22 protein-coding genes are annotated in these 25,286 nt (G+C 71.8%); 15 read left to right on the top strand and 7 right to left on the bottom strand.

The window, feature by feature from the left end:
- Window positions 1-23: 23 nt before the first annotated feature.
- Both IE242_RS30375 and IE242_RS30380 read right to left on the bottom strand, forming a co-directional pair.
- Window positions 24-1,568, bottom strand: a complete 1,545-nt coding sequence (locus tag IE242_RS30375) for a hypothetical protein (protein ID WP_189864963.1) — start codon at window positions 1,566-1,568, stop codon at window positions 24-26.
- A gap of 55 nt (window positions 1,569-1,623) precedes the next feature.
- Complete coding sequence (locus IE242_RS30380) at window positions 1,624-3,165, bottom strand: IucA/IucC family protein (protein ID WP_189864965.1); 1,542 nt, start codon at window positions 3,163-3,165, stop codon at window positions 1,624-1,626.
- A gap of 189 nt (window positions 3,166-3,354) precedes the next feature.
- Between IE242_RS30380 and IE242_RS30385 the strand changes: the two genes are divergently transcribed.
- A complete protein-coding gene (locus tag IE242_RS30385) occupies window positions 3,355-4,899 on the top strand; it encodes an IucA/IucC family protein (protein WP_189864967.1) in 1,545 nt (514 codons plus the stop codon).
- A gap of 12 nt (window positions 4,900-4,911) precedes the next feature.
- On the opposite strand, the gene IE242_RS30390 is transcribed toward IE242_RS30385, so the two are convergent.
- The 5 genes from IE242_RS30390 to IE242_RS30410 all read right to left on the bottom strand — a co-directional run bounded on the left by IE242_RS30390 (window position 4,912) and on the right by IE242_RS30410 (window position 10,401).
- On the bottom strand, window positions 4,912-6,126 hold the full coding sequence (locus IE242_RS30390) for a PucR family transcriptional regulator (RefSeq protein ID WP_189864969.1): 1,215 nt from the start codon (window positions 6,124-6,126) through the stop codon (window positions 4,912-4,914).
- A 231-nt stretch (window positions 6,127-6,357) separates the two neighbouring features.
- Entirely contained in the window at window positions 6,358-7,308 is a 951-nt protein-coding gene (locus IE242_RS30395) for a hypothetical protein (protein WP_189864971.1), read from the bottom strand.
- A 49-nt stretch (window positions 7,309-7,357) separates the two neighbouring features.
- Window positions 7,358-8,950 (bottom strand): DUF6801 domain-containing protein, encoded by a 1,593-nt coding sequence (locus tag IE242_RS30400; RefSeq protein WP_189864973.1) that lies wholly within the window; start codon window positions 8,948-8,950, stop codon window positions 7,358-7,360.
- Between the two features lie 58 nt (window positions 8,951-9,008).
- A complete protein-coding gene (locus tag IE242_RS30405) occupies window positions 9,009-9,632 on the bottom strand; it encodes a hypothetical protein (RefSeq protein WP_189864975.1) in 624 nt (207 codons plus the stop codon).
- Between the two features lie 133 nt (window positions 9,633-9,765).
- Window positions 9,766-10,401: a hypothetical protein gene (locus IE242_RS30410; RefSeq protein ID WP_189864977.1), complete on the bottom strand. Its 636-nt coding sequence runs from the start codon at window positions 10,399-10,401 to the stop codon at window positions 9,766-9,768.
- A gap of 734 nt (window positions 10,402-11,135) precedes the next feature.
- Between IE242_RS30410 and IE242_RS30415 the strand changes: the two genes are divergently transcribed.
- From IE242_RS30415 to IE242_RS30480, 14 genes are all read left to right on the top strand, one after another.
- The gene (locus IE242_RS30415) at window positions 11,136-12,146 is read left to right on the top strand and encodes an ABC transporter ATP-binding protein (RefSeq protein ID WP_189864979.1); all 1,011 of its coding nucleotides are present in this window, start codon (window positions 11,136-11,138) and stop codon (window positions 12,144-12,146) included.
- Window positions 12,143-12,907: an MlaE family ABC transporter permease gene (locus tag IE242_RS30420; RefSeq protein ID WP_189864982.1), complete on the top strand. Its 765-nt coding sequence runs from the start codon at window positions 12,143-12,145 to the stop codon at window positions 12,905-12,907. The genes IE242_RS30415 and IE242_RS30420 overlap by 4 nt, the downstream gene beginning before the upstream one ends.
- A 5-nt stretch (window positions 12,908-12,912) precedes the next feature.
- Complete coding sequence (locus tag IE242_RS30425; protein WP_189864984.1) at window positions 12,913-13,719, top strand: MlaE family ABC transporter permease; 807 nt, start codon at window positions 12,913-12,915, stop codon at window positions 13,717-13,719.
- A 1-nt stretch (window position 13,720) separates the two neighbouring features.
- Complete coding sequence (locus tag IE242_RS30430) at window positions 13,721-14,974, top strand: MCE family protein (RefSeq protein WP_189864986.1); 1,254 nt, start codon at window positions 13,721-13,723, stop codon at window positions 14,972-14,974.
- A complete protein-coding gene (locus tag IE242_RS30435; RefSeq protein WP_189864988.1) occupies window positions 14,971-16,077 on the top strand; it encodes an MCE family protein in 1,107 nt (368 codons plus the stop codon). The genes IE242_RS30430 and IE242_RS30435 overlap by 4 nt, the downstream gene beginning before the upstream one ends.
- Window positions 16,074-17,201 carry an MCE family protein gene (locus IE242_RS30440; protein WP_189864990.1) on the top strand — a complete coding sequence of 376 codons (1,128 nt, stop codon included), beginning with the start codon at window positions 16,074-16,076 and terminating at the stop codon, window positions 17,199-17,201. Before IE242_RS30435 ends, IE242_RS30440 begins: the two co-directional genes overlap by 4 nt.
- Window positions 17,201-18,250, top strand: coding sequence for an MCE family protein (locus IE242_RS30445; RefSeq protein ID WP_189864992.1), 1,050 nt, complete (start codon window positions 17,201-17,203; stop codon window positions 18,248-18,250). Before IE242_RS30440 ends, IE242_RS30445 begins: the two co-directional genes overlap by 1 nt.
- Window positions 18,247-19,566, top strand: coding sequence for an MCE family protein (locus tag IE242_RS30450; RefSeq protein WP_189864993.1), 1,320 nt, complete (start codon window positions 18,247-18,249; stop codon window positions 19,564-19,566). The genes IE242_RS30445 and IE242_RS30450 overlap by 4 nt, the downstream gene beginning before the upstream one ends.
- Entirely contained in the window at window positions 19,563-20,885 is a 1,323-nt protein-coding gene (locus tag IE242_RS30455) for an MCE family protein (RefSeq protein WP_189864995.1), read from the top strand. Before IE242_RS30450 ends, IE242_RS30455 begins: the two co-directional genes overlap by 4 nt.
- Window positions 20,882-21,415: a hypothetical protein gene (locus IE242_RS30460; protein ID WP_189864997.1), complete on the top strand. Its 534-nt coding sequence runs from the start codon at window positions 20,882-20,884 to the stop codon at window positions 21,413-21,415. Before IE242_RS30455 ends, IE242_RS30460 begins: the two co-directional genes overlap by 4 nt.
- A 242-nt stretch (window positions 21,416-21,657) precedes the next feature.
- Window positions 21,658-22,314 carry a nuclear transport factor 2 family protein gene (locus IE242_RS30465; protein ID WP_189865058.1) on the top strand — a complete coding sequence of 219 codons (657 nt, stop codon included), beginning with the start codon at window positions 21,658-21,660 and terminating at the stop codon, window positions 22,312-22,314.
- A 26-nt stretch (window positions 22,315-22,340) separates the two neighbouring features.
- A complete protein-coding gene (locus IE242_RS30470; protein WP_189864999.1) occupies window positions 22,341-22,904 on the top strand; it encodes an Rv1363c family protein in 564 nt (187 codons plus the stop codon).
- 45 nt (window positions 22,905-22,949) lie between these two features.
- Window positions 22,950-23,774, top strand: coding sequence for a hypothetical protein (locus IE242_RS30475; protein ID WP_189865001.1), 825 nt, complete (start codon window positions 22,950-22,952; stop codon window positions 23,772-23,774).
- Between the two features lie 96 nt (window positions 23,775-23,870).
- A complete protein-coding gene (locus tag IE242_RS30480; RefSeq protein ID WP_189865003.1) occupies window positions 23,871-25,169 on the top strand; it encodes a lytic transglycosylase domain-containing protein in 1,299 nt (432 codons plus the stop codon).
- The last annotated feature ends 117 nt before the right edge of the window (window positions 25,170-25,286 follow it).

Here is a 25,286-nt window from a genome sequence, read left to right on the forward strand (position 1 = left end):
TCCTCGCCGGGTGGTCACGGGAGTCAGGACACGAATGCGTTGAGCTCGTTGTCCTGGGTGGTGGTGGAGGCGGTGGCGGGACGGACGGGGGAGGCGGGGCCCGCGGTCTCGCCCCGGTAACCGGGCAGTCTGCGCACCAGATCCAGCAGTTGTCTGCACTCGTCCTCGCCGGCCAGCCGGAGGGCGGCTATCTCGCGGGCGAACTTCTGCTCCCGTCTTCCGGCCTCCCTGTTGCGGAGGATCAGCTGCACCGAGCCGCCCACCGGCCCCATGGCGGCCGCCCCGAGGGCCGCGTACACCTCCCATGACCCTCCACCGCCCGAGATGGCGGTGTACACGGTGGAGCCCACGGTGACCAGGACTTCGACGACGGGCACCCACTCCGACGCCGCGACCGGCCGGTGCCGTTCGTCGGCGAGGCGGACGATCTCCTTGTTGAGGGTGAGGTACCGGTCGAAGACATGGCCCACCGAGTCGCTGAAGGCGGCCGGGTCGTCGGTCAGCGCGTTGAAGGCCCTCATATAGCCGTGCCAGACGGCGGAGTCGCGCAGGGTGCCGATGTCCTCCAGCGCCAGCAGGTCGAGGGCCGAGGGGGTGAGACGGTCCTGGACGGCGGCGAACATCTGCTGTCTCAGGAACACGACCAACTGCTCGGGATCGTCGATCAGCGCCGGGTTCGCGCGTGCCTCGCGTGCCTCCTGCAGGGCGATCCGGCGCAGGCTGCCCACCGGGGTGAGCGGGTAGCGGCCCAGGGCGTCGGCCAGGTTGACGTTGTAGATGAGGTCCAGCAGCTGCTTGATCTCTCCGGCGAACTCCTTGTTCCCGTCGTACACGCCCTCGACGACGTCGGTGCCGGGTGCCGTCACGAACTCCTTGTACAGGGTGTTCCGCACGACGAGCTCGCCCTTGACGTTGAGCTCGTTGCTGAAGCCGACGACGGCGCCGAGTCTGCGCCGGAACTGGTTGATGTGCTCAGGGGCCACACCGACCTGTTCCGCGAGAAGGTCGATCTGCTTGGCGCTCAGCGCCTGGACCTTCTCGGAGAAGGGCTGGAAGAGCCTGGACGTCGCCCGGGTGTAGTTCTCCTGGTCGTCCCAGGAGAGGCGGACGCACCGCACCCGGTCCGTGGCCGGCAGGCTCTCGACGGTCTCCTGCCAGGCGATGAGAGCGGCGCGGTCCACGTTCAGATAGGAGGGGGGCTCCTCGGCCGGGTCGTGCTCCGCCAGCAGGAAGGGCACGAGGGCGCCGGAGGCGAGGAGCTTCTGGTGTGCCGCGCGGGCCGCGCCGCCCTCGGTCAGATCACGGCTGATCGCGCGGTTGTTGTAGAAGAACGCCCGGTTGATCACGACCTGCTCGGCGTTGATGAGACTGCGGAAGTACTCGGCCCGGACCTGCCTGCCCCGCTTCCGCTCCACCTGGAGCAGGGACTTCCCCTTCTTGATCATCTTTTTGGTCATGTCCGCGGGGACCCACTGGTTGTCCAGTGACTGGGCTATCACCGCTCCCCGGGTGAGCTGCTCCGGCTCGATCGGCGTCAGTAAGGAATCGCTGCCGTTCAGGTCGATCATGGCGGTACTCCCCCTGTGAGCTCCGAGGCGTTCAGTCTCTGGAGTATGGCGAGTGCTACACGGGGCGTACAGATGTGAAGAGGGGCGAGAGTTCCGTCCAGATGTCGCCGGAGCGCGTCGGGGAGAGACGCATGAGGGTGAGGGCCTTCGTGGGCAGGGGCTCCGCTACGAGCGATGTCCGGTCCGCCGTGCGCGGCAGGTCGGGTACGGCCGTGGACAGCGCCTCCCGGAGCGCGGGCGCCGAGCCCGCCGTCGCGCCCAGGGCGCCCGCCACCAGGGAGCCGAACAGCTTGCGGCGCAGGGCGGTCTCGTCGTCGGTGATGTTGCGGCCGGTCAGGTTCGGCAGCGGGACGCCGTGGCGGGCCAGCCGGGCCGGGCTGATCCGGATGTCGGCCAGGTCGCGGTAGACGAGCCGGACGGGGGCGCCCAGGGGGGACAGGACGACGAGCAGGTTCTGGCCGTGCGCCTCCAGGGCCACGCCCAGGTCCAGCAGGCGCAGACCGACCGCGAGCATCAGGCGGGCGAACTCGGCCAGCCAGGGGCGGGACCGGGGCAGACCGGTGGCCGGGAGGGCGGCCACCGGTACGACGCGCTCGCCGGCGCCGCTCGCCGCGTACGCGTCCGGCGGCTCGCGCAGCACCGCCGCCAGGTCCGGGGTGCCCGCGGTGACGGCGCCCAGGGTGCGGGTGACGTGCAGCAGACCGTCCGTGCGGGCGGCCACGGTCTCCGCGAACGCCGAGATCGTCATGGACCTCTCGACCGAGGCGACGGAGATGTCCCGTACGGAGGACGTCAGGCGGGAGCTCAGAGCCGTCTTGAGGTGCGGTCCGGCACCGGGGCCGCCGTCGGGGAGGGCCAGGGTGCGCAGGGACATCAAGGGGTGCGCCGCGATGCCGCCGGGTGCGGCGGGGCACTTCAGGACGTGGTCGGCCTGCCAGGGGTGGACCGGGACCAGCACCCGTCGCCCGTCGCGGAAACGGTCCGGCCAGTCGCCCACGACCCGGCAGCCGTCCGTTCCTCCGGTGAGTTCGGCCAGGCCGAGCCGGACGACCGGCCGGTGCTCCGGCGCGTACGCCAGCTGCTCGGCCACGGAGAAGCCCGGGCGGGAGCGGCAGTTGGGGTGGTAGGGGTGGCCGTCGACGATCCGCTGCTCCCACTCCGCGCTGGTGGTGGGTTCCGGACCGCCGTCCGGCTGGTCGGCGCGCGACAAGGCCAGCGAGGCGGTGCTGTCGTCGAGTTCGGCGGCGAACTGTGCACCGTACGGTACGGCGAGGGCCGCCATCAGTCGCGCCGCCCGGTCGTGGGGACGGCCGTCGAGCCGTACCTCCGTGACGTACCCGGTGGTCGCGTACGGGTCCGGATGCGGGCCGTGCAGTCTGCGCCCGTCGGTGAGATGGAGGGTCATACCGTCGTGGCCGGGCTCGCGGCGCGCGATCCAGGGCAGCGGCTCGTACGCGAGGGCGCGCCACAGCCGGGTCAGCACGGCCGCGCGGGCGCCGGGGAGCGCGTCCGCGTACGGCCGTGCCAGATCGGGGCGTACGGCGGCGAGTTCCTCGGCGAGCGCGGCCTCGGCCTCGGGCGCGGGGGGACGGTGCACGAGCGGGCTCCTCGGGTACGGAATCGGTGCGGGGGCGGCGTACGGCGGACACCGGCGCGCCGCGGCGGACAGCCGTGCGCCGCCGGTGTCCGCGTGCGCCGGCACGGCTTCACGTCGACGTGCACGGACGGCCGGAACGGGCCCATGCCGGCGTACGGCGACAGACATACTGATCATCCAGCGCACCGTATGGAACGAATGGACCCCGTGGACGCCATGCAGGATGCCATGCACCCCTGGGACGACGTCGGCGCGACGGCCGACGCGTACGCCGCCGCTCCGCTCCTCAATTGTCTGCTGCGGGAGGTGGGGGAGCGGACCGGGCCGGACGAGTACCGGCTGAAAACCACCGGGCAGCTGCTGCGGGTCCGCGGCACCAGACGCCCCGCCGACCCCGAACTGCACAGAGACGGCCTCTGGCACCGCCTCACCCACGCCGAACTGGTCAAACTCACCGCCGAGGTGCTGCGCCGCCACACCGGGCTCGTCAACTCCGAAGTGCCCGCCGAGATGCTCGACAGCCGGGATGCGGTGGCCGCCGTCCTCGCCGCACGCGCGCGCGTGACGCCGCCCGGCGACCCGTACCTCCGCTCGGAGCAGTCACTGATCACCGGGCATCCGCATCACCCCGCCCCCAAGGCCCGCGGCGGCGGCCCGGTCGCGGGCTGGCTGCCGTACGCGCCCGAGGCGTACGCCCGGTTTCCGCTCACGCTGCTCGGGGTGCGTGAGGACGTGCTCGTGGAGGAGGGCGACACCGCGGCCCTGGACGCCCTCGGCACAGCCCCGCCCGGCTACCGGCTGCTGCCCGCGCACCCCTGGCAGCTGTCCCTCGTCGGGCGGGAGCTGGCGGAGGCGTTCACGGACGGGCGACTGGTGCGGGTCGGTCCCGCGCCGTACGAGGTGTGGCCCACGGCGGCGATCCGCACGGTGTACGTCCCCGGGACGGTGCGGAGGGGCGATGACCGTGATCTCTTCCTCAAGTTCAGCCTGGACGTGCGCATCACCAACGACATCCGCCGGCTCTGGCGCCACGACCTGCTGAAACTCCGCCGTACGGATGCCGCGACGGCCGCCGCCTTCGCCGCTCTGCCCGGCCCGGCGGCGTGGCTGAGCGACCGCGGCTACCGCACCGCGCGTTTCGCCTTCGAGGAGCTGGCCGTGCTGGTGCGCGACGGGCTGCGGGAGCACGTCGCGCCCGGTTCCGGTGCGACGCCGCTGCTCGTGGCCGCGCTGGTGGAGGGGTTCGACGGCAATCCGCTGGACCGCGTCACGGACCCGGCGGCCTGGTGGGAGGCGTATCTGCGGCACATGGTGCCCCCGGTGCTGGAGGCCTTCGCGCGGCACGGCGTCGTCCTGGAGGCGCACGCGCAGAACAGCCTGGTCGCCGTGGACGACGCCGGTCTGCCCGTACAGGCGCTGTTCCGGGACGCGGAGGGCGTGAAGCTGCTGCCGGACGTCTCCCGGGCCGCCGGGTGGGAGCGGCTGGTGTACTGCCTGGTCGTCAACCACCTGATGGAGCTGGCGGCGGTGCTGGCCGAGCGGTGGCCGGGCTTCGACCCGTGGCCGGCCGTACGGCGGGAGCTGGCCGCCCGCCGTGACGAGGTGCCGGAGGCCGCGGAGCTGCTCGCCTCGCCCACCCTCCCCGGGAAGACGAACCTCCTGCTCCGCTGGACGGGCGCGGACGGGGCGGACGCCCGTTATCTGCCGCTGCCCAACCCGCTCCACCGCGGCTGACGCCCTCGGGAATCAGCCCGCGTGGTCGTCGTGGCCCCGCAGGTGCAGTGAGCGCAGGGCCGCTTCGAGGGCGAAGCGGTGGTCGGGGTCGGCGAGCCGGTCGCCCAGGTAGGTGTCCAGGTTCCGCAGGCGGTAGCGGACGGTCTGGGCGTGCACGCCCAGCATCTCGCCCACCTGCTCGGCGGGCGCCCGGGTGGAGACGTGCACCCGGAGCGTCTCGACGAGCCGGTCGCGCCGGCTGGCGGGGAGCCCGTCGAGCGGGGCCAGTTCGCGGGCCGCGAGGTGGTCGACGAGGGCGGGGTCGGACAGCAGCCACAGCGTGGTCAGGTGGTCCTCGCAGGCGACCAGCGGGGCGTCGGGCACCACACCGTCGTCGACGAGCTGGAGCACGCGGCGCGCCCAGCGGACGGAGTCGGCGGCCTGGGCGAGCGGTACGGTCAGGCCCAGGGCGGCGCGGGTGTCGGCCAGGGCCGTGCGGAGCATCGCGAGGCGCTGCGGGGTGAGGTCCCCGGGGACCAGCAGGTGCGGCTGCGGGATGTCGAGATCGGTGAGGACATCGTCGTCGAGAGACGCCTGGATGCGGTCCGGCACCGGAGGGCGGAAGGCGACGAGGGTGCAGGTGCGGGGCAGTTCCCAGGCGGCGGCCTCGCACAGTTCGGAGACGGCCGTCTGGGGCAGCGGCGGCGCGGCCATGATCAGGTGCAGTAACTGTCTTCGTAACGCGGACACCTCGGACACGGCCCGCTCCCGCACCTCCGCGTACCCCTCGCGGGAGACCGCCTCCAACTCCTCGACGTAGGCGAAGAGGGCGTCGGCGAAGGAGAGCACGAGGGCGGGGGAGAGGTTGTGCTGCCGCCCGATCGACTTGGCCCGGCGCAGCGCGATACGGGCGCCGAGCCGGTACGCGCCCTGCAGGGTCCCCAGGTCGCGGCCCTCGTAGGCCTCCACCCGGCCGAACCTGCGCAGCAGTTCGTCCCGCAGTTCCGAGCTCTTGCCGGGGTCGGCCACCCGGTCCACGAAGCCGAGCAGCGCCTGTTCCACGCCCTGCCGGATCGTGTCCCCGTTCGGCCCGTTGAGCAGCCGGCCGTACACCGGGTAGGCGCGGGTGACCTCCGCCCGTATCTCGTTCAGCAGTCCGGGGAGTTCCGGACGTATGAAGGCCGCGAACCCCCTGGGGAGGGGGCCGAGCGGTTCGCCGACCTCCGGAGACCGTGCGGTTGCGGGCATGAGTCACCCCTTGCTCTGCGAGGTGTGCGGCGGGGTGGCCCGGCCGGGCACCGTCCCGTCCGGTGGCGGACGGGACGGACGGTGCCGGACCGGGCCACCAGGTGACGCCGGTCTGGGAAGCTGAAGCTAAATCAACTTCCGTGCTTTGTACACAGTTTGAGCACGGTCGGCGCACAGGGGCGGGAGATGGTCACCGGGACGACTGTGAGCCGCCGCCGGCCCCGTGGCCGCTCACTTGACGGCGGAGTGCCAGTTCTCCGCGAGCACCTTGCCCGCGTCGGGGACGACGGTGCCGGGCGCGGTGAGGCCGGCGAGGTGGGTCTGCGCGTTGTTGAGGGTGAGGCTGTTGTTCCCGGCGGCGGAGGGCAGCCCGGTCTTCGCGTTGACCGCCAGGTTGATCAGGCCGACGTTCAGACCGCAGCCGGTGGCTCCGGGGACCGCGAAGGTGCTGTCGTTCTGCGGGGCACCGGTGAGGTCGATCCGGCTCATCTCGCCGGCCTCGTCGACCGTGCCGTCGCCCTTGAAGAAGCTCATGCCGAACGCCGGGTAGTCGAGGTTCCTCGGACGCAGCACGATCGGGTTGGACTTCGTCCCGATGTAGCAGTTGTCGCCCAGGAGCGGGTTCTCCAGGTGGATACGGACCGGCAGGGCGATGATGGGCATGTCCGTGAGGACGCCCGCGGTCTGGTCGAAGGCGTAGGGCGCGCCGACGGACTCCATGGTGGCGGTGATGCTGTTGAGCCTGGAGTCGTCGAGCGTCTTGCAGATGCCGGTGATCACCGGTATGTCGCTCGGACACATCAGTCCGAGCAGGCCGCCGGGCACCTTGGCGGGGTCGGCGACGAGCGCGCCGGAGGCAGGGGCGACGACGGTGCTGCTGCCGTCCGCGTTCTGCACGACGCCGACCTGGAGGTTGGTCTTCCCCGTGGTCACCGTGGTCTTGCCCAGCTTGATGGAGCCGCTGGCGGACGTCGACACCACGCACTGCGGGGTCTTGTCGAAGCCGTCGGCGGCCAGCATCGCCGGGTTGTCCACGGGGCAGCGGTCGAAGGGGGCCCACTCGCCGTTCAGCGCGGGGCCGGTGGCGGCGGTGGCGGTGCCCAGGGAGGCGAAGATGCCGAGCGCGGTGCCGAGCGTGGTGGCGGCGGTCGCGAGTCTCGTACGGCGGGAGAAGCGGGGCATGGGGTGGCCTTTCGTGGCGGAGGGAGGGGAACGGGAGAGGTGGGACGGCTCAGCGTTCGGGGACGGGGATCACGTAGGGCTGCAGGTCGCGGGTGCACTGGGCTGCGCGGAGATCGCCGTCCCCGAAGTCCGGGTCGAACGGCAGGCACGTCTGGCCCTGGATCTGCTTGACGTAGTTGCCGGGTCCCGAGACGGAGGCGGTGAGGAGGCGGTCGAGGTTCTCGCCGGCGGCGGTGCCGCAGCCGGTGAAGGCGGGGATGGTCATCTCGCCGGTCAGGGGGCCGCCGGAGGTGAGCATGTAGCCAGTGGCCATCTCGGGCGGGGCGTGTTCTCCGATGCCGTACAGAACGAGATGATCACCGGGATGGTTCGCGGGATCCGGATCGATGGAGCTGAGCGGCTTCTCGGTTCTGCAGTTCGGCCCGACGTCCAGGGGGGTGCCGTTGACCTTGAGATCGGTCACGCGCAGGACTATGGGAACCCGGACGACCGTCTCAGCCCTGAGCTTCTCCCCCACCGTGCTGTCGGTGCTGACGGTCATCGGGCCCGTCTGTTCCATCACCATGGTGGCTGTCGTCGGAGTGAACCCGAAGGTGAGGAAGGTGGCCTTGAAAGGAGGTGACTCCTTGCGCCCCTGGTAGTGCAGCCGCCCCTCGGACACGGCCAGGAAGTGGAGGCTGCCGTCTTCGCCGACCACGAGTTCGGGGAAATCGTCCTGCTCGATCAGCACGCAGTACACGGGGAGGAGCGAGGCGCCGCCCAGCTTCCTCACGTTCGAGTAGCCGGTGGTGTACGCGTTGAGGGACAGTGACGTGAACGGGTGCTCGTCGTCGTAGCGGCACTGTGGTGCGTCGCGGCGGTCCTGGACGGTACCTCCGGGTGTGCTCTCCTCCACTTCCGGCGCCTGATCCCGCTGCTGCCGCTCCGGCTCGTCCGTCGGCCCGGCGGACGAAGGGTCGGGCGGCCCGGACGGAGAGTCCGGCCGGGACGGCGATCCACCCGGCTCCGGCGTGGCCGAGCCGACCGGCACGGTGGCCAGCAGCCCCTTGCCCGGTGCGTCCTCGGCGGGGGTGCAGTCGACGGTGACCGAGCCGGGTCCGGCGGCGGCACCGTCCGCTGTCGCGAGTGCCACGTCGATGGCGAGATTCCCGGCGGAGAACGTCAGGTCGCCATCGCCCTGCCCGGTCACCGACGGGACATCACCCGTCGTGGTCAGCGTCAGCGGACCGGACCCGGGCAGGGTGACCGGCTCCGCCGTGCCGCGCCAGGTCGCCTCCGCGGCGGCCTCGTTCTGGGTGACGCCGACGGTGAGGCGGGTGGCGGCCTGCGCGGTGGCGGCTGAGAGCGGGGTGAGGTCCGCGACCGCCTCGGCCGGGAGTTCCACGGTGGTGGTGACATCGGTGGGCGAGAACGCCTCCCCCGTGTTCACCCGGTCCGGGAAGTCCGCCGAGATCCGTACCGTCGCGGGCTGCGTACCCGAGGGAAGCGTGCAGGCGTAGGGGAGTTGAGCGTCGATCGTCTGGGTGCCCGCAGCGACGGCCCCGGCCGGGACCATGGCGGCGAGCACGACGAACGCGCCGATCGCCGCGGTCCTGGCACGGACACGGGGGCTCCGCGGTGCGGCGGGACGGTGGCTTCGCAATGCTGCTCCACTCGAGTTGTTCGGTCGGAGGACGGAGGAGGACGAGGCCGGTGGCGCCTTACGGCTGGGAGCCCACGATCTGGAAGCGTCCGCTCAGCTGGTAGTTGCCCTTGAAGGTGGGCTTGGTGGCGGTCGTGACCAACGCGCCGCAGTTGACGGGGGCCGGGCTGGAGCTGACGGCCAGTTCGCCGGCGACGCTGTTGACCGCCAGGATGCCGGTGGAGTCGGTGTAGGTGGCGGATGCCTTGCCCGCCACCGTGAACTCGCAGGCGCCGGCGGACAGGGTGGCCTGTATCTGGTCGACCCAGCCCGTGGTGACGCCGGTCGAGGGGTTGTGGTCCGCGGCTCTGAACACCCAGGGCAGCTTCGGGGTGATGGTGAAGTTCCCTATGACGCTGGTGCAGGGAGAGGCAGCGGTGCCGATGGCGACGTCGTTGAGGGTGGCGACGGGTGCGGGGTTGCCCACCGCGTTGCTGACCGTCCCACTCGCGGTCGACTTCGTGCAGGTCATCGGAGTACCCACGACCAGCACGAGGTTGCCGCTGTTCGTCGCCGTGCAGGTGCCTGTCGGGGTGACGGTCCACACCGTGGAGGGCACCGCCGCGGCGGAGCCGACGGTGAGCCCGAACGCGGCCACGGCCGTACCGGCGGCGACGGCGGCTCTTCCGAGGAGCGCATCCATGAGGAACTCATCTCCGTGAACTGCTGTCGGGGATGGGGCGAGGCAGTGCCGGGCGCCGGTGAGGCCCGGCACGGCACAGTCCGCGACCGCCCGGCCGGATGTCCCGGCCGGGCGGACACGAGTGGGTGGCGCCTTACGGGTTGCTACCGACGATCTTCGGGATGGCGCCGCTCGACGACTTGACGGCGTAGTTGCCCTTGAACGTGGGCTTGGTGGCCGTCGTGATCACCGAGCCGCAGTTGGAGGGGGCGGGGCTGGAGGCGACGACCAGTTCGCCGGCGACGCTGTTGACCGCCAGGATGCCGGTGGAGTTGGTGTAGGTGCCCGAGGCCTTGCCCGTCACCGTGAACTTGCAGGCGCCCGCGGTCACGTTGGCCTTGATGTTGCCGACGTAGCCCTTGGTGACGCCGGTCGCGGCATCGTAGTCCGTCGCCATGATCGTCCAGGGGGTGACCGCCACGGTGGTGACGTTGCCCAGGATGCTGGTGCACGGCGAGGCGGCGGTGCCGAAGTTGATGGCGTTGATGGAGGCGACCTGGGCCGGGTTGCCCGTGGCGTTCGACATGGTGCCCGACGCGCCCGACGTCGTACATGTCATCGGGATGGCCGCCGTCAGCACGATGTTGCCGCTGTTCGTCGCCGTGTAGGTGCCCGTCGGGGTGACGGTCCAGGTCGTGGAGGGCACCGCGGAGGCGGGCCCGACGGCGATCCCGAAGGCGGCCGCGGCCGCACCCGCCACGACGGCACATCTTCTGGTGGTCTGCTTCATGACGTGGGGACTCTCCTTGTGGATTGACCGGCAGGAAAGGATTGCGGCCGAAGCGATCGAGGGTAGGCCGTGCGGCCCGCGGCTCGCTTTTCCCCGTCCGCGAGCCATGACGTTACGTGCGGGTAAGTTGGTCGAACAATGCCGCTGTTCATGATTCTTTGAAGAGGGTGACCAGGCTGTTCCCGGGGTGAGCGATCCAAGGGACGCCTTAGTCATCGAGTGTCAAATTCGCCGCGCCCGGCTGCGGGTGCGAGGTCTCCCGCGTATGGCCCGCCACCGATCCGGAATACTCGTCAGGTGACAAGTTCCCGGGTGTACTTTGTCTGCGCGATGACAGGTTCGGAATGGCCGAAGTGGGTCTCCCGGAAAACTCGGAAACCAGTATTGCCCGCCGGGGTTACTCAGCCGTAACGTGCCGGTGTGGTGCTCGGTTCCAGGTTGATGGCCCCATCGCCCGGAGCCACGGCGGATGCTCGCGGCCTCGCCCTCCCACTGGGGTCGGACATCCGACGGCAGGGTCTCGCGCGTCCAAACCCCCCGGAGGTGCGGGACCCTGCCCCTTGTCTCCGCTTGTCTCCGTGGAGACAAGTGCGGGCCCGGTGTGTTGTCTGCGGGGTGACAAAGACCGGAAGGGCGACGGGAATCCGTGTCCTACCCGTTGCCAGTACGCTCCGCGCCGACCTACCGTGCGGCCCCCGCACCGAACATCGAAAGACGCGTCCGCTGGAGGTGATATGGGAATCGAAGTGGTGGTCGAGGGCCTGACCAAGTCCTTCGGTAAGCAGCGCATCTGGCAGGACGTGACACTCACCCTTCCTGCCGGAGAGGTGAGCGTGATGCTGGGTCCGTCCGGCACCGGGAAGACCGTTTTCCTGAAGTCGCTCATCGGGTTGCTCAAGCCCGAGAAAGGCCGTGTCCTCATCAATGGGGTGGACATGGTGAACAGCCCTGAAAGGGATGTCTACGAGACCCGGAAACTGTTCGGTCTCATGTTCCAGGACGGGGCGCTCTTCGGGTCCATGTCCCTGTTCGACAACATCGCCTTTCCGCTGCGGGAGCACACCCGCAAGAAGGAGTCCGAGATCCGCCGCATCGTCATGGAGCGGATCGAGGTCGTCGGACTGCTGGGCGCGGAGGGCAAGCTCCCGGGAGAGATCAGCGGCGGTATGCGCAAACGCGCCGGCCTGGCCCGCGCGCTCGTACTGGACCCGCAGATCATTCTCTGCGACGAACCGGACTCCGGTCTCGACCCGGTCCGCACCGCCTACCTCTCCCAGTTGCTGATCGACCTGAACGCGCAGATCGACGCGACGATGCTGATCGTCACCCACAACCTCGACATCGCCGCCACCGTGCCCGACAACATGGGCATGCTCTTCCGGCGCGAACTCGTCACCTTCGGCCCGCGCGAGGTGCTGCTCACCAGCGAGGAGCCGGTCGTGGCCCAGTTCCTCGACGGCCGGCGCGAGGGACCCATCGGGATGTCGGAGGAGAAGGACGCGGCCACCCTGGCCGCCGAGGCGGGCGCCGCCCTCTCCACCGAGGCCCGGCTCCGCCGCATCGTCCCGCAGCTGGAGCCGTCGCCCGGCCTCCCGCCGCGCCAGGCCGTCACCCGGCGACGTCAGCGTGTCATGAGCATGATCGATCGGCTGCCTCCCGCCGCGCGCTCCGCCATCCGGGAGACCTACGCGGCGAGCCCCGAGGCACCCACCCTGCCGATGCCCGCCGCCGGGAGCGGCACATGATCACCGGCGCGCTGCGGCAGACCGGCCGGCTGTTCGCGCTCGCCGCCGAGGTCAGCCGCGCGATCTTCCGAAGACCCTTCCAGTTCCGCGAGTTCGTCGAGCAGTTCTGGTTCATCGCGGGCGTCACCGTCCTGCCCGCCGCCCTCGTCTCGATCCCCTTCGGCGCCGTCATCGCGCTCCAGGTCGGCTCGCTCACCCAGCAGCTGGGCGCCCAGTCGTTCACCGGCGGCGCCAGCGTCCTCGCCGTCGTCCAGCAGGCCAGCCCACTCATCGTCGCCCTGCTGATCGCCGGCGCGGGCGGCTCCGCGATCTGCGCCGACCTCGGCTCCCGCAAGATCCGCGAGGAGCTCGACGCCATGGAGGTCATGGGGGTCTCGCCCGTGCAGCGCCTGGTGGTGCCCCGGGTCCTGGCCACCATGGGCGTGGCGGTCCTGCTCAACGGCCTGGTCTCCGTCGTCGGCACCCTCGGCGGCTACTTCTTCAACGTCATCCTCCAGGACGGCACCCCCGGCGCCTACCTGTCCAGCTTCTCCGCCCTGGCCCAGCTGTCCGACCTGTACATCAGCGAACTCAAGGCGCTGGTCTTCGGGTTCATCGCGGGCGTCGTCGCCGCCTACCGGGGCCTCAACCCGCGCGGCGGCCCCAAGGGCGTCGGCGACGCCGTCAACCAGTCCGTCGTCATCACCTTCCTCCTGCTCTTCTTCGTCAACATGGTGATGACGGCCATCTACCTCCAGATCGTCCCGCCGAAGGGAGGCTGAGGCCGATGGCCTCCCCGCTCGTCTGGCTCGACCGCTCCGGCGACCACCTGCTCTTCTACGCCCGGGCCCTGCTGTGGATCCCGCGCACCCTGCGCCGCTATCTCAAGGAGGTGCAGCGCCTCCTCGCCGAGGTCGCCTTCGGCACCGGGGGCCTCGGCGTCATCGGCGGCACGATCGGCGTGATGATCGCGATGACGCTGTTCACCGGGACCGTCGTCGGACTCCAGGGTTACGCGGCCCTCGACCAGATCGGCACGGCCGCGTTCACCGGGTTCGTCTCCGCCTACTTCAACACCCGCGAGATCGCCCCCCTCGTCGCCGGACTCGCCCTCTCCGCGACCGTCGGCGCCGGCTTCACCGCCCAGCTCGGCGCCATGCGCATCAACGAGGAGGTCGACGCCCTCGAGGGCATGGGCATCCGCTCCATGCCGTACCTGGTCACCACGCGCATCATCGCCGGGGTCGTCGCCATCGTCCCGCTGTACGCGATCGGGCTGCTCTCGTCCTTCCTGGCGTCCCGCTACGTGACCGTCCTGTTCAACGACCAGTCCCGGGGAACGTACGACCACTACTTCAATCTCTTCCTCTCCCCGACGGACGTCCTGCTCTCCGTGCTGAAAGTGCTGATCTTCAGCGTGATGGTGATCCTCGCCCACTGCTACTACGGCTACCGCGCCACGGGCGGCCCCGCCGGTGTCGGCGTCGCCGTCGGCCGGTCCGTGCGCAACGCCATCGTGCTGATCAGCGTCACCGACTTCTTCCTGTCGCTCGCCCTGTGGGGCGCGACCACGACCGTGAAGGTGGCGGGGTGAGATGAGCGGACGACGAGGCGAGACGCTGCGCCGCCGGTCCGCCGGGGTGGCGTTCCTGCTGGTGCCCGCCCTCCTGGTGGGGTTGTCCGTCGCCGTCTACGACAAGCGGTTCACCGACTCCGACCCGGTGGTCGTCGAGACCGGCAGCGTCGGCAACGAGATGCACCTGGGCGCCGAGGTCAAACTGCGCGGTGTCGTCGTCGGCGAGGTCCGCGCCATCGACGCCACCGGCGACGGGGCCCGGCTCACCCTCGCCATGAAGCCCGGCGCCCTGGACGACGTACCGTCCGACGTCCGCGCGCAGATGCTGCCGACGACCCTGTTCGGTGAACGGTTCGTGGCCCTCGTACCGTCCGAGAACCCCTCGGACCGGCCGCTGGCCGCCGGAGCCGTCATCCCCCAGGACCGCTCCGAGAACGCCGTCGAGCTCCAGCAGGTCCTCGACGACGTCCTGCCGACGCTCACCGCGGTCCAGCCGCAGAAGCTGGCCGCGACCCTGTCGGCGGTCTCGCAGGCCCTGGAGGGACGCGGCGACGAGCTCGGCGAGACCCTCAGCCGGTTGGACCGGCACCTGCGGAAGTTCAACCCCCATCTGCCCGCCCTCAACCGCGACCTCAAGGAGCTCGTGAAGGTCAGCCATGTCTACGCGGACGCCGCGCCCGACATCATCACGGCGCTCACCGACTTCACCACCACCAGCGGCACCCTCGCCGAGCGGGAGAGCGACCTGTCCGGCACCCTCGGCGCCACCACCCGGACGGCCGAGGACATGACGGCCTTCCTGCGGAAGAACGAGGACAACATCATCCGGCTCAGCGCCACCAGCAGGCCCACCCTGGAACTGCTCGCCGAGTACTCCCCGTCGTTCCCCTGCACCCTGCGCACCCTCGCCGAGTTCGTGCCCGCCATGGACAAGGCGCTCGGCAAGGGCACCGACAAGCCCGGCATCCACGTCGACGTCACCACCGTGCCCTCGCGCGGCGCCTACGTGCCCGGCCGCGACACCCCGGTGTACGGCTCCGGCGGCGGCCCGCGCTGCTACCCCGTGCCGTACCTCGGCGCGTCCGCCGCACCCGCCGTACGGGCGTCCGCGGCGGCCGACCAGGACCTCGGGCCCGCCAACTCCCCGCAGGAGAACGACCTCGTCAACGAACTGCTCGCACCCGCCGCCGGCCGGCAGCCCGGCGAGCTGCCCGACTGGAGCAGCCTGCTCGTCGGCCCGGCCTACCGCGGCACGGAGGTGACCCTCGGATGACCGTCCAGGACACCACCCCGGGCACCCAGGACGCGCCGGACGCCCCGAACGCCTCGGACACCTCGCACACCCGGCGCCGCCCGCTGACCGGGCCGCTGCTCAAGTCCCTGGTCTTCGTGGTGGTCACCGGCATCGCCACGACCGTGCTCGGCCTCAGCGTCGCCAACACCGGTGTCGACACCGGCACCCGCACCTACAAGGCCCTGTTCACCGACGTCACCGGACTCGTCGACGGCGACAGCGTGCGCATCTCCGGGGTGAAGGTCGGCGAGGTGACCGACGTCCGCGTCGTACAGCGGCGCACCGCGCAGGTCACCTTCACGGTCCGCGACGACCGCCGGCTGCCCCGGTCGGCCACCGCCGCCGTGAAGTACCTCAACATGGTCGGCCAGCGCTACGTCGCCCTCGACCGCGGCATCGGTGACCTCACCGGCACCCTCGAAGCGGGCGGCACCATCCCGCTCGACCGCACGACACCCGCCCTCGATCTGACGCTGCTCTTCAACGGCTTCAAGCCGCTGTTCGAAGGGCTGTCCCCGAAGGACGTCAACGAACTCGCCGGCTCGATCGTGCAGGTGCTCCAGGGCGAGGGCGTCACCGTCGACAGCCTGATCCGCCACGTCGGCTCGCTCAGCTCGACCGTCGCCGCCAAGGACGAGGTGATCGGCCAGGTCGTCGACAACCTCACCACCGTCCTCGACACCCTCAACGACCGCGAGGACGACTTCGACGACCTCGTCGTCACCCTGCGGGAGCTCGTCACCGGCTTCAACGACGACCGGAAACCGCTCGGTGAGGCCGTCGAGGCCATGGGCGACCTGACCACCGTCACCGCCGACCTCCTCGAGGACGGCCGCGCGCCCCTGAAGCAGGACATCCGCGAACTGGGCCGGCTCTCGACCGGGCTCGGCGAACACACGCCGCAGATCGAGGACTTCCTCGACCGGACGCCCGCCAAGATGACCGCACTGGCCCGCCTGTCCTCGTACGGATCGTGGTTCAACCTCTACCTCTGCGAGGCCCGGGTGAGCGGAGTGACCACCTCCGACGGCTCGAAGCCGCCGACCGGCATCGCGATCACCGAATCGAGGTGCCGCGGATGAGGAACCTCGTACGGCGATCCCTCCTACGGCGATCCCTCGTACGGCGCGACGGGACCGACCGGGGAGCCGACCGGGCGGCCGGGCCCCGGCGTCCGCGCATCAAGCCGGTCAAGGAACGCAATCCCGTCGGCGTCGCCGTCGTCGGGCTGCTCGCCCTCGCCCTGCTCGCCGTCGTCGTCTACAACGTGGAGCGGCTGCCGTTCGGCGGCGGCACCTCCTACAGCGCCGATTTCTCCGAGGCGGCCGGCCTCGACGAGGGTGACGAGGTGCGCATCGCCGGCGTCAAGGTCGGCGAGGTCACCGGAGTCGCTCTCGACGGCGCCAAGGTGAAGGTCGGCTTCGAGGTCGAGGACGCCTGGCTCGGGGACCGCACGACCGCCGCCATCGCCATCAAGACGCTCCTCGGCGACAAGTACCTGGCGCTCGACCCGCTCGGCTCCGGCCGGCAGGACCCGGGCAGCCGGATCCCACTGTCCCGCACCACCTCCCCGTACGACGTGACGCAGGCGTTCCAGGACCTCAGCGGCACCGTCGACGCCATCGACACCCAGCAGCTGGCGGAGAGCTTCGAGGCCATCTCCGACACCTTCGCGGACTCCCCGCCCCATGTGCGCAAGGCCGTCGACGGCCTGTCCGCGCTGTCGAAGACCGTCTCCGAGCGCGACGCGGAACTCGCCGAACTCCTCGAAGGCAGCGCCCGCTTCTCCAAGACGCTGCAGGACCAGGAGTCCAGTTTCGAGATCCTGCTGGAGGACGGCGGCTCCCTGCTCGGCGAGCTGCGGGACCGCCGCGACGCCATCCGCGCCCTGCTCGAGGGCAGCCGGAAGCTCGGTACCGAACTCGGCGGCCTCGTCGACGACAACGAGAAGCAGCTCCGCCCCACCCTCGAGGCGCTCGGCCGGGTCACGGGCGTCCTGGAGGAGAACAACACCCGGCTCGGCGAGACCCTCGCACTGGTCGGCCCGTACTACCGCCTCGTCGGCAACACCCTCGGCAACGGCCGCTGGTTCGACAGCTACCTGTGCGGCGTCGTCCCCCGCGACTACCTGCCCGAGACGTCCCAGCCCGAGACCGGCTGCATGCCGCCGCGACAGACGGCGGCGGCCCAGGGGAACGGTGAGTGATGAGCAGACGCAGACAACTCCTCACCGGCGTGCTCGCCCTCGCGGTGCTCGCCGCCGGCGGCCTGGTCACCGTACGGGCCCTCGACTCCGACGGGACCCGCGTCACCGCCTACTTCGACCGTGCCGTCGGCGTCTACGCCGGATCCGACCTGCGCATCCTCGGCGTACGGGTCGGCGAGGTGGAGTCGGTGCGGCCGCAGGGCACCACGGTCCGCGTCGGCCTCGTCCTGGACGAGGGCGTGAAGGTTCCCGAGGGCGCGCGGGCCGTCGTCGTCGCGCCGAGTGTCGTCGCCGACCGCTATGTGCAGCTCACCCCCGCCTACAGCTCGGGCCCCGCCCTCGCCGAAGGCGCCGTCCTGCCCGCCGAGCACAACCGCACGCCCGTCGAGATCGACCAGCTCTACGACTCGATCACCGAACTCGGCCGGGCCCTCGGCCCGGACGGCGCCAACTCCACGGGCGCCCTGTCCGAACTGCTGCGGACCGGCGCCGCCAACCTCGACGGCAACGGCGAGGCCATCGGTGACAGCATCGAGGAGTTCGGCAAGGCGGCCAGGACCCTCGACGGCAGCAGCGACGACCTGTTCGACACGCTCAGCCGGCTCCAGACCTTCACCACCATGCTGAAGGAGAAGGACACCGACGTACGGACCGCACAGGAACGCCTGGACGAGGTGGTCGGCTTCTTCGCCGACAACAAGGACGACCTCGCCGGCGCGCTGGAAGAACTCGGCACCGCCCTCGGCCAGGTCAAGACCTTCATCGAGGACAACCGGGGCGAGCTGAAGAAGAACGTCGACCGGCTCGTCCCCATCACGCGGACCCTCGTCGAGCAGCGGGCCTCGCTCGCCGAGGCGCTGGACGTGGCACCGCTGGCCGCGGGGAACCTGGTGGGCGCCTACAACCCCGACACGCGCACCCTCGACGGCCGCGCCAACCTCAACGAGATCAGCATGGGCGGCCCGCTGCTGCCCCTGCCCGCTACGGGCGGTTCGTCCGCGAGCGGTGGCGGGTCCGCGGCCTCCGGAAACGGAACGGGGGAGCGATGAAGCGCGGTGCACGGCACGCCGGACCGACGGCCGCGGCGGTGAAACGCGGAGTGCTCACCACGGGCGGCGCCGCCGGTCTCACCCTGGGCGGGCTCCTCGCCGTCGGCCTCGGCTTCGCCCTGACCCTCGGCGCGGTCACCCTCGGGCCACCGCGCTTCGACGGCATCCAGGACCTGCCGCTGCCCGGCGGCGCCGACCTCGGCGACCATCCCTACACCGTCACCGCGGAACTGCGGGACGTGCTCAGCCTGGTCCCGCAGTCCGCGGTGAAGGTCGACGACGTCGCCGTCGGCCGGGTCACCGCCGTCGAACTCGGCGGCGACGACTGGTCGGCCCGGGTCACCATGAAGATCAACGGCGAGGTGCGGCTGCCCGCCGACGCCACCGCCCGGCTCGAACAGTCCAGCCTGCTGGGCGAGAAATACATCCAGCTCGTCGCACCCGAGAAGGAAACGGGAGCCGGAAGGCTGGGGGACGGGGACGTCATCCCGGTCTCCCGCACCAGCCGCAACACCGAGGTGGAAGAGGTGTTCGGCGCGCTGTCCCTCCTCCTCAACGGCGGCGGCGTCAACCAGCTCAAGACCATCACCAAGGAACTCAACGAGGCGCTCGGCGGCCGCGAAGGCGACGTCCGTTCCCTGCTGAGGCGGGTCGACACCCTGGTGACCGACCTGGACGCCCACCGGGGCGACATCACCGACGCCCTCGACGCCGTCAACCGGCTCTCCGCGACCCTCGCCACCCGCGAGGACGACGTCGCCACCGTGCTCACCGAACTCTCGCCCGGGATGAAGACGCTCGAGAGGCAACGCGGCTCGCTGCTGACCATGCTGCGCTCCCTCGACACGCTCTCCGACGTCGCCGTCGCCACCATCGACGCGAGCAAGGACGACATGATCGCCGACCTCGAGGCCCTCGCGCCGACCCTGAAGGCGCTCGCGGACGCGGGCACGGACCTGCCCGACTCGCTCCAGGTGCTGCTGACGTACCCGTTCACCGACGAGGTGCTGCGGGGGGTGAAGGGTGACTACCTCAACGTGTACCTGAACATGGCCGCCGAGCCCGGGACCCAGGTGATCCCGCCGCTCGTGCCCCAGGGCACCCCCTCCGCCGCGGCGGGCGGTGGGCAGGGGACGGCGGACGAGCGGCGCGCGAAGAGGAGCGGCGAGGAACAGCGGTCCGCGTCACCGCCGGCGGCCTCCTCGGAGCACCCCTCACCGACGCACTCGTCTCCTCTCCCCCTGCCCTCCGTCTCCGTCCCCGCCACCGGCACGGCAGCGGACCCGGCGGCCACGAGGGGAGGCGAGTCCGGATGATCACCCTCGCCGTACGGCTGAAGAATCTGGCCTTCCTCGTCATCGCCGTCCTCGCGCTCGCCTTCCTCGGCATCCGTTACGCCGACCTCGGCCGGTACATCGGCGTCGCCGACTACTACACCGTCGACGTGCAACTCCCGCGTACCGGAGGCCTGTTCACCCACTCCGACGTCACCTACCGGGGGGTCTCCGTAGGACGCGTCGGCCCGATCGGCCTCACCGCCGACGGCGTCGTCGCCGAACTCCGCATCAAGAAATCCGCCCCGCGCATCCCCGCCGACACCCGCGCCGTGGTCGCCGGACTCTCCGCCGTCGGCGAGCAGTACATCGACCTGCGCCCCGAGAGCGACGGCGGCCCCTACCTCGCCGACGGCGCCCGTATCGAACAGCCCGACACCCAGGTGCCCGCACCGGTCACCGACGTCCTCACCAGCGTGGACGACCTGGCGGCCTCCGTGCCGCTGGACGACCTGCGGACCGTCGTGGACGAGTTCGGCAAGGCCTTCGAAGGCCACGGCGACGATCTCCAGGTGCTGCTCGACAGCGGCAGCGCCTTCGTGGAGGCCGCCGACCGCGCTCTGCCGTCCACCACCCGGCTCATCACCGACGGCGAGACCGTACTGCGCACCCAGGCCGAGGAGGAGCGGGCCATCCGCGACTTCGCCACCGGAGCGCAGGAACTGGCCCGCACGCTCAAGGGCTCCGACGCCGACCTGCGCCGCCTCCTCGCCGTCACTCCCGAGGCCGCCACCCAGGTCAGCGGGGTCCTGCGGGACCTCGACCCGAGCCTCGGCGTCGTCCTCGCCAATCTGCTCACCACCTCCGAGATCGCCGTCACCCGGCAGCGTGGCACGGAGGAACTCCTCGTGAAGTACCCGGCGGCCGTCGCCGCCGGCGCCACCGCCGTCGACGGAGGAGAGCTGAAGCTCGGCATGGCCGTCACCTTCTTCAAACCCCTGCCCTGCACCGCCGGATACGGCGCCACGCGCTACCGCAACGGGCTCGACCTCGGCACCACGCCCGCCCTCAACACCGAGGCGGCCTGCACCGCCTCCGCCGCGGACGGGTTCAACGTACGGGGCTCGGCGAACGCCCCGAAGGGCGGCGGGGTGCCCGACCCGGCCAGGCCCGGCTCGCTGCCCTCGGGCAGCGGCGGGGCACGGGCGGGCGGATCGGCCGGACAGGGCGGACCGGCCGCGCTTCCTGGTGCCCTCGCCCTGCCGGGCCAGGAGGGCGAGGCGCCGGGGAACATGGCGGGACTTCTCACCCCCGCCGACGCCTCTGCCACCGACGCCCCTGCCACCGGGAGCACGCGATGAGGAGGGCCCGGCTGCTCACCGGCGTGGGGCTCGCGCTGACGGTCGGCTTCTGCGGCACCGGCGCGTGGACGTACACACAGGCACGCACCGACGACACGCTCGAGTACGGCCGGCAGCGCGACCAGGCGCTCGCCGACGGACGGGCGGGCATCGCCGTTCTCACCACGCTCGACGCCACCACCCGGCAGCGGGCCGAGAAGAGCATCCGGGCCTGGCGCGCCGCCTCCACCGGGCCGCTGCGTGAGGAGCTGGGCCGCACCGAGGCGGCAGCGGGCGCATCGGCGCGCGGCACGGTCACCGAGGCCGCCCTCACCGCGCTCGACACCCGCACCGGCACGGCCAGGCTCATCACCACGGTCCGCGTCGAGGTCACTCCGGCCGGGGCGGCCGGGACGGCCGGGACGAAGAAACCGACCACCGACCGCAAACGCCTGGAGGCGGTCCTGGCGCGCACCGGCGAAGGGGAGTGGAAGGTGAGGGCGCTGAGCGCGGTACCGCTCACGGAGGAGAAGGAGGCCGGGGACCGATGACGCGGACGCTGACGCGGCTGCTGCGCGGGGGCAGGTCGCCGGGGTTCGGTACGGGTACGGACACGGCCTCCGGCACCGGGGAGGAGGCCGCGGAGTCGCCGCCCCGGGGAACGTCCGCACCGGACAGGAGAAGACCCAGGTGGGCGGCCGTGGTCCGCCGGGAGCCCGGAGGGAACGGCTCCGCCGGGGAAGAGGCACCGGGCGGCGGTTTCGCGGAGGGGAAGGGACCGGAGCCCGCGGGCATGCGCGCCGAGCACGAAGGACCCGGGGGCGGGCGTTCCGAGGACGGGCCTGCCGAGGACGGGCTCGCTGAGGATGAACTCGCTCAGCATGAACTCGCCGAGGGAGTGCCCTCCGCGGACGCGGCGGACGGTGCCCTTTCCCGCCGCCGACCGCCGGGCGGGCGCCTGCGCCGGGGCGCCGTGGCCGGGGCCGCCGCGGTGCTCGTCCTCGGTGGCTGTGGCTTCTTCTACGGCGCCCACCAGCTGAGATCGGCCGAGTCCGCCCAGAACCGCGCGCTCACCGACACCGAGGCCACCACCCGCGTCGCCGGCGACATCGGCAACGCCCTCGCCCGTGTCTTCTCCTACACACCGGACGGCACCGCGGCCGCCGAGCGCTCCGCACGCACCGTCCTCGACGGCCGCGCCGCCCGCCAGTACCAGGACCTCTTCGACCAGGTCCGCGCCGACCTCACCGAGCAGCGCGTCACCCTGAGCACCAGGGCCGTGCGTACCGGAGTGATCGAACTCGACGGTGACCGGGCGCGCCTGCTGGTCTTCCTCGACCAGACCTCCCGCCGCGGCAAGGACCAGGCCACCACCGCGGCGGCCCAGCTCACCGTCACGGCGCGGCTCAGCAACGACCGGTGGCGGATCGTCGACATCAAGGCCCGCTGAACGTGCGCGGGAGACGGGAGCACCCCATGGCACGCGAACGCGCACGCGCGGTCTCCCGCGTCCTCGCCGGAGACCGCCCACGGCCGCTGGCGGCCCTGGTCCTCGCCCTCACCCTCGTCGCCGGCGGCTTCGCCGTGTGGGCGGGCCAGGACTGGTACCGAGCGGCCCACGACGACCGGGCCGCGTACGCGGCGCAGCGGGACGAGGCGCTCGCCGCCGGGGAGCAGGCCGTGCAGAACCTCAACACGCTCGACCACCGCGATCTGCAGCACGGCCTCGACCTGTGGGAGTCGTCGACCACGGGCGAGCTGCACGAGCAACTCGTGTCAGGACGCGCGGAGTTCGCCGAGCAGGTGGAGAAGGCGAAGACGGTGACCACGGCCCGGGTGCTGTCGGGCGCCGTCACCGAACTCGACGACCGCGCCGGCCGCGCCCGGGTGCTGATCGCCCTGCGCGTCACCGTCAAGGCGTCCGACGGCGCGGCGAGCGAGAAGGACAGCCGCATGCTCGGCGAACTCACCCGGACCAAGGGCCAGTGGCGGCTGAGCGCCCTGGGACAGGCACCCGTGGGCGGCGCATCGGCCGGCTGACCGTTCCGTACGCGCACGCCGCCCGCACCGAGAGGACACCGCACGATGTCGACGACCCGCCACCACATCAACCGCCAGCGGCGCCGCCAGGCGCGCGAGATCCGGCCCGCCGCCGCCTCCGCCGCCTCCGCCGCCTCCGTATCCTCATCCTCGCCCTCGTCGTCCACGCCGACGACCGGGCCGGCCACGGAGGAGACGACGGACCGGCGGGCGTCCACGGCCACGGTCACGACCACAGCCACGGTCACGGCTGACGAAAGAACCACCGACTCCCGGGAACAGCCCACCGACGCCCGGGAACAGCCCACCCGGGCCCGCCCTCGCCGCCCGACGGCCCTCGTGGTGCTCTGCGCGCTGACCGTGCTGCTCGGTGGCTTCGCCGGCTGGGCGCACGCGAAGGCACAGGCGCTCCGGGACGACCCCGCGCGGCGCAACACCGCCCTGACCGACCTCGCCCGCACCAGCGAGATCAAGGGACAGACGGCCAAGGCCGTCGACAGGCTCTTCTCGTACGACCACACCGACCCGGACGCACTCGGCGAAGCCGCCGGAGAGCTGCTCACGGGGAAGGCCGTCGACCAGCACCGCGACCTGCTCGCCGACGTCCGGCAGCGGGCCGACGAGCAGAAGGCGGTGATCACCACGACGGTCACCGAGAGCGCGGTCGAACGGATCGACGGCGACCGGGCCCGGGTCCTCGTCTACGCCGACCAGAGCAGCGTGGGTACCGCCGGGAACCAGGCCGCCCCGGGCGGGAGCAAGGAGGCCACGGAGGACGAGGGCGTGTACGCGGGAGCCATGCTCGCCGTCGACGTCGTGCACCGCGACGGACGCTGGCTCGTCTCCGGCATCGACACCTTCGGCCGCTGAGGACCGCACGGCCGGCACGTACGCCGTCCGATCCGCGCCGTATCCGCGCCGTATCCGCACGCCGTATCCCCGCCGCACCCGACAGGAGTGACAGCCATGTCCGTACGCCGCGCACGCGCACGACGTCCGCGCACCGGCCGGACCCGCAGGGGACTGCGGACGACCGCCATCGCCGTGACGGCCATGGCGGCCCTCACCGCCTCCCAGGCGCCCGGCCTCGTCCAGGACGCGAAGGACGCTCATGCCGCACCGCCCGCCGACGACGAACTCGGACCGGTGGCGGCGGACGGCCCGGTCACCGGGCTCGTTCCGCCGGGCGACGGTTCCTACCACACCGAACTCCCGCCCTTGAAGACCGTGAAGGGCCCGGCCGGCGCCTCGGCCGCCGCCACAGTGCCCGGCCCGGACGTCCGCGCCCAGTCCGGTGTCCCGGCCACCGTCCTGCGTGCCTACCGTGCCGCCGAGGCGTCCGTCGGCAGGACGGATCCCGCCTGCCGGCTGCCCTGGGAGCTGCTCGCGGCGATCGGCAGGGTCGAGTCGGGGCAGGCCCGCGGCGGCGCGGTCGACCGGAACGGCACCACACGGGGCCGGATCACCGGACCACCCCTCAACGGGCAGGGGTTCGCCCTGATCCGGGACACGGACGGGGGCGCCCACGACGGTGACACGGTCTACGACCGCGCGGTGGGACCGATGCAGTTCCTGCCGTCCACCTGGGCTCTCTGGGGTACGGACGGCAACGGCGACGGCCGGTCCGACCCGAACAACATCTTCGACGCGGCCCTGGCGGCCGGGCACTACCTGTGCGCGGGCGACCGGAACCTGAGCCGGACCGCGGACCTGGACCGGGCGATCCTCAGCTACAACTACTCCTCGTCCTACCTGAAGCTGGTCAGGTACTGGCTGGAGTTCTACAGCCGCGGGGTCCACACCGTCCCCGACGGAAAGGGCGTCATCCCCGAGAGCCCCGGCGCGGGCGGTGACACCCCGGCGACGAGGCCCGTCGACGGCGAGCGCGGCGGCGGAGGCGGGGGAGGCAAGAAGGAGGACGGCATCGTCATCGGCCCGGACCCGGGCAGTACGCAGGGCAGCGGCAAGCCGTCCCCCGAGCGGTCGTCCTCCGCCACCTCACCGGGGCCCACCTCGGGGCCCGCCTCCCCGACGGCGTCTCCGACGAGCGATTCCCCCTCGCAGCCGCCGGGTGAGTCCCCCACCACCGACCCGTCGGCGTCGCCGGACCCGACCGAGGCGAGCCCTTCGCCCACCGACCCGGACGACTGCTCCCCGGAGACCGCGACCCCGTCGCCCGAGTCGCCCGCGTCACCCGAGTCGCCCGATCCCAGCGCTTCCGCTTCCCCGAGCACCTCCCCCTGCCCCACCGTCCCGGCCGGGTGATCCCCGAGGTCGATCGCAGGGCCCGGTCCTCGCGGCTGAATGACCTGCCAGGTGGTGCAGAGCAATGCGCTCCGAGCCGGGCGGGAAGTCCTCGACAGCGCACGCCGTTCCCGGGTG

It is taken from the genome of Streptomyces poonensis, assembly GCF_014650915.1.
Lineage (GTDB): Bacteria > Actinomycetota > Actinomycetes > Streptomycetales > Streptomycetaceae > Streptomyces > Streptomyces poonensis.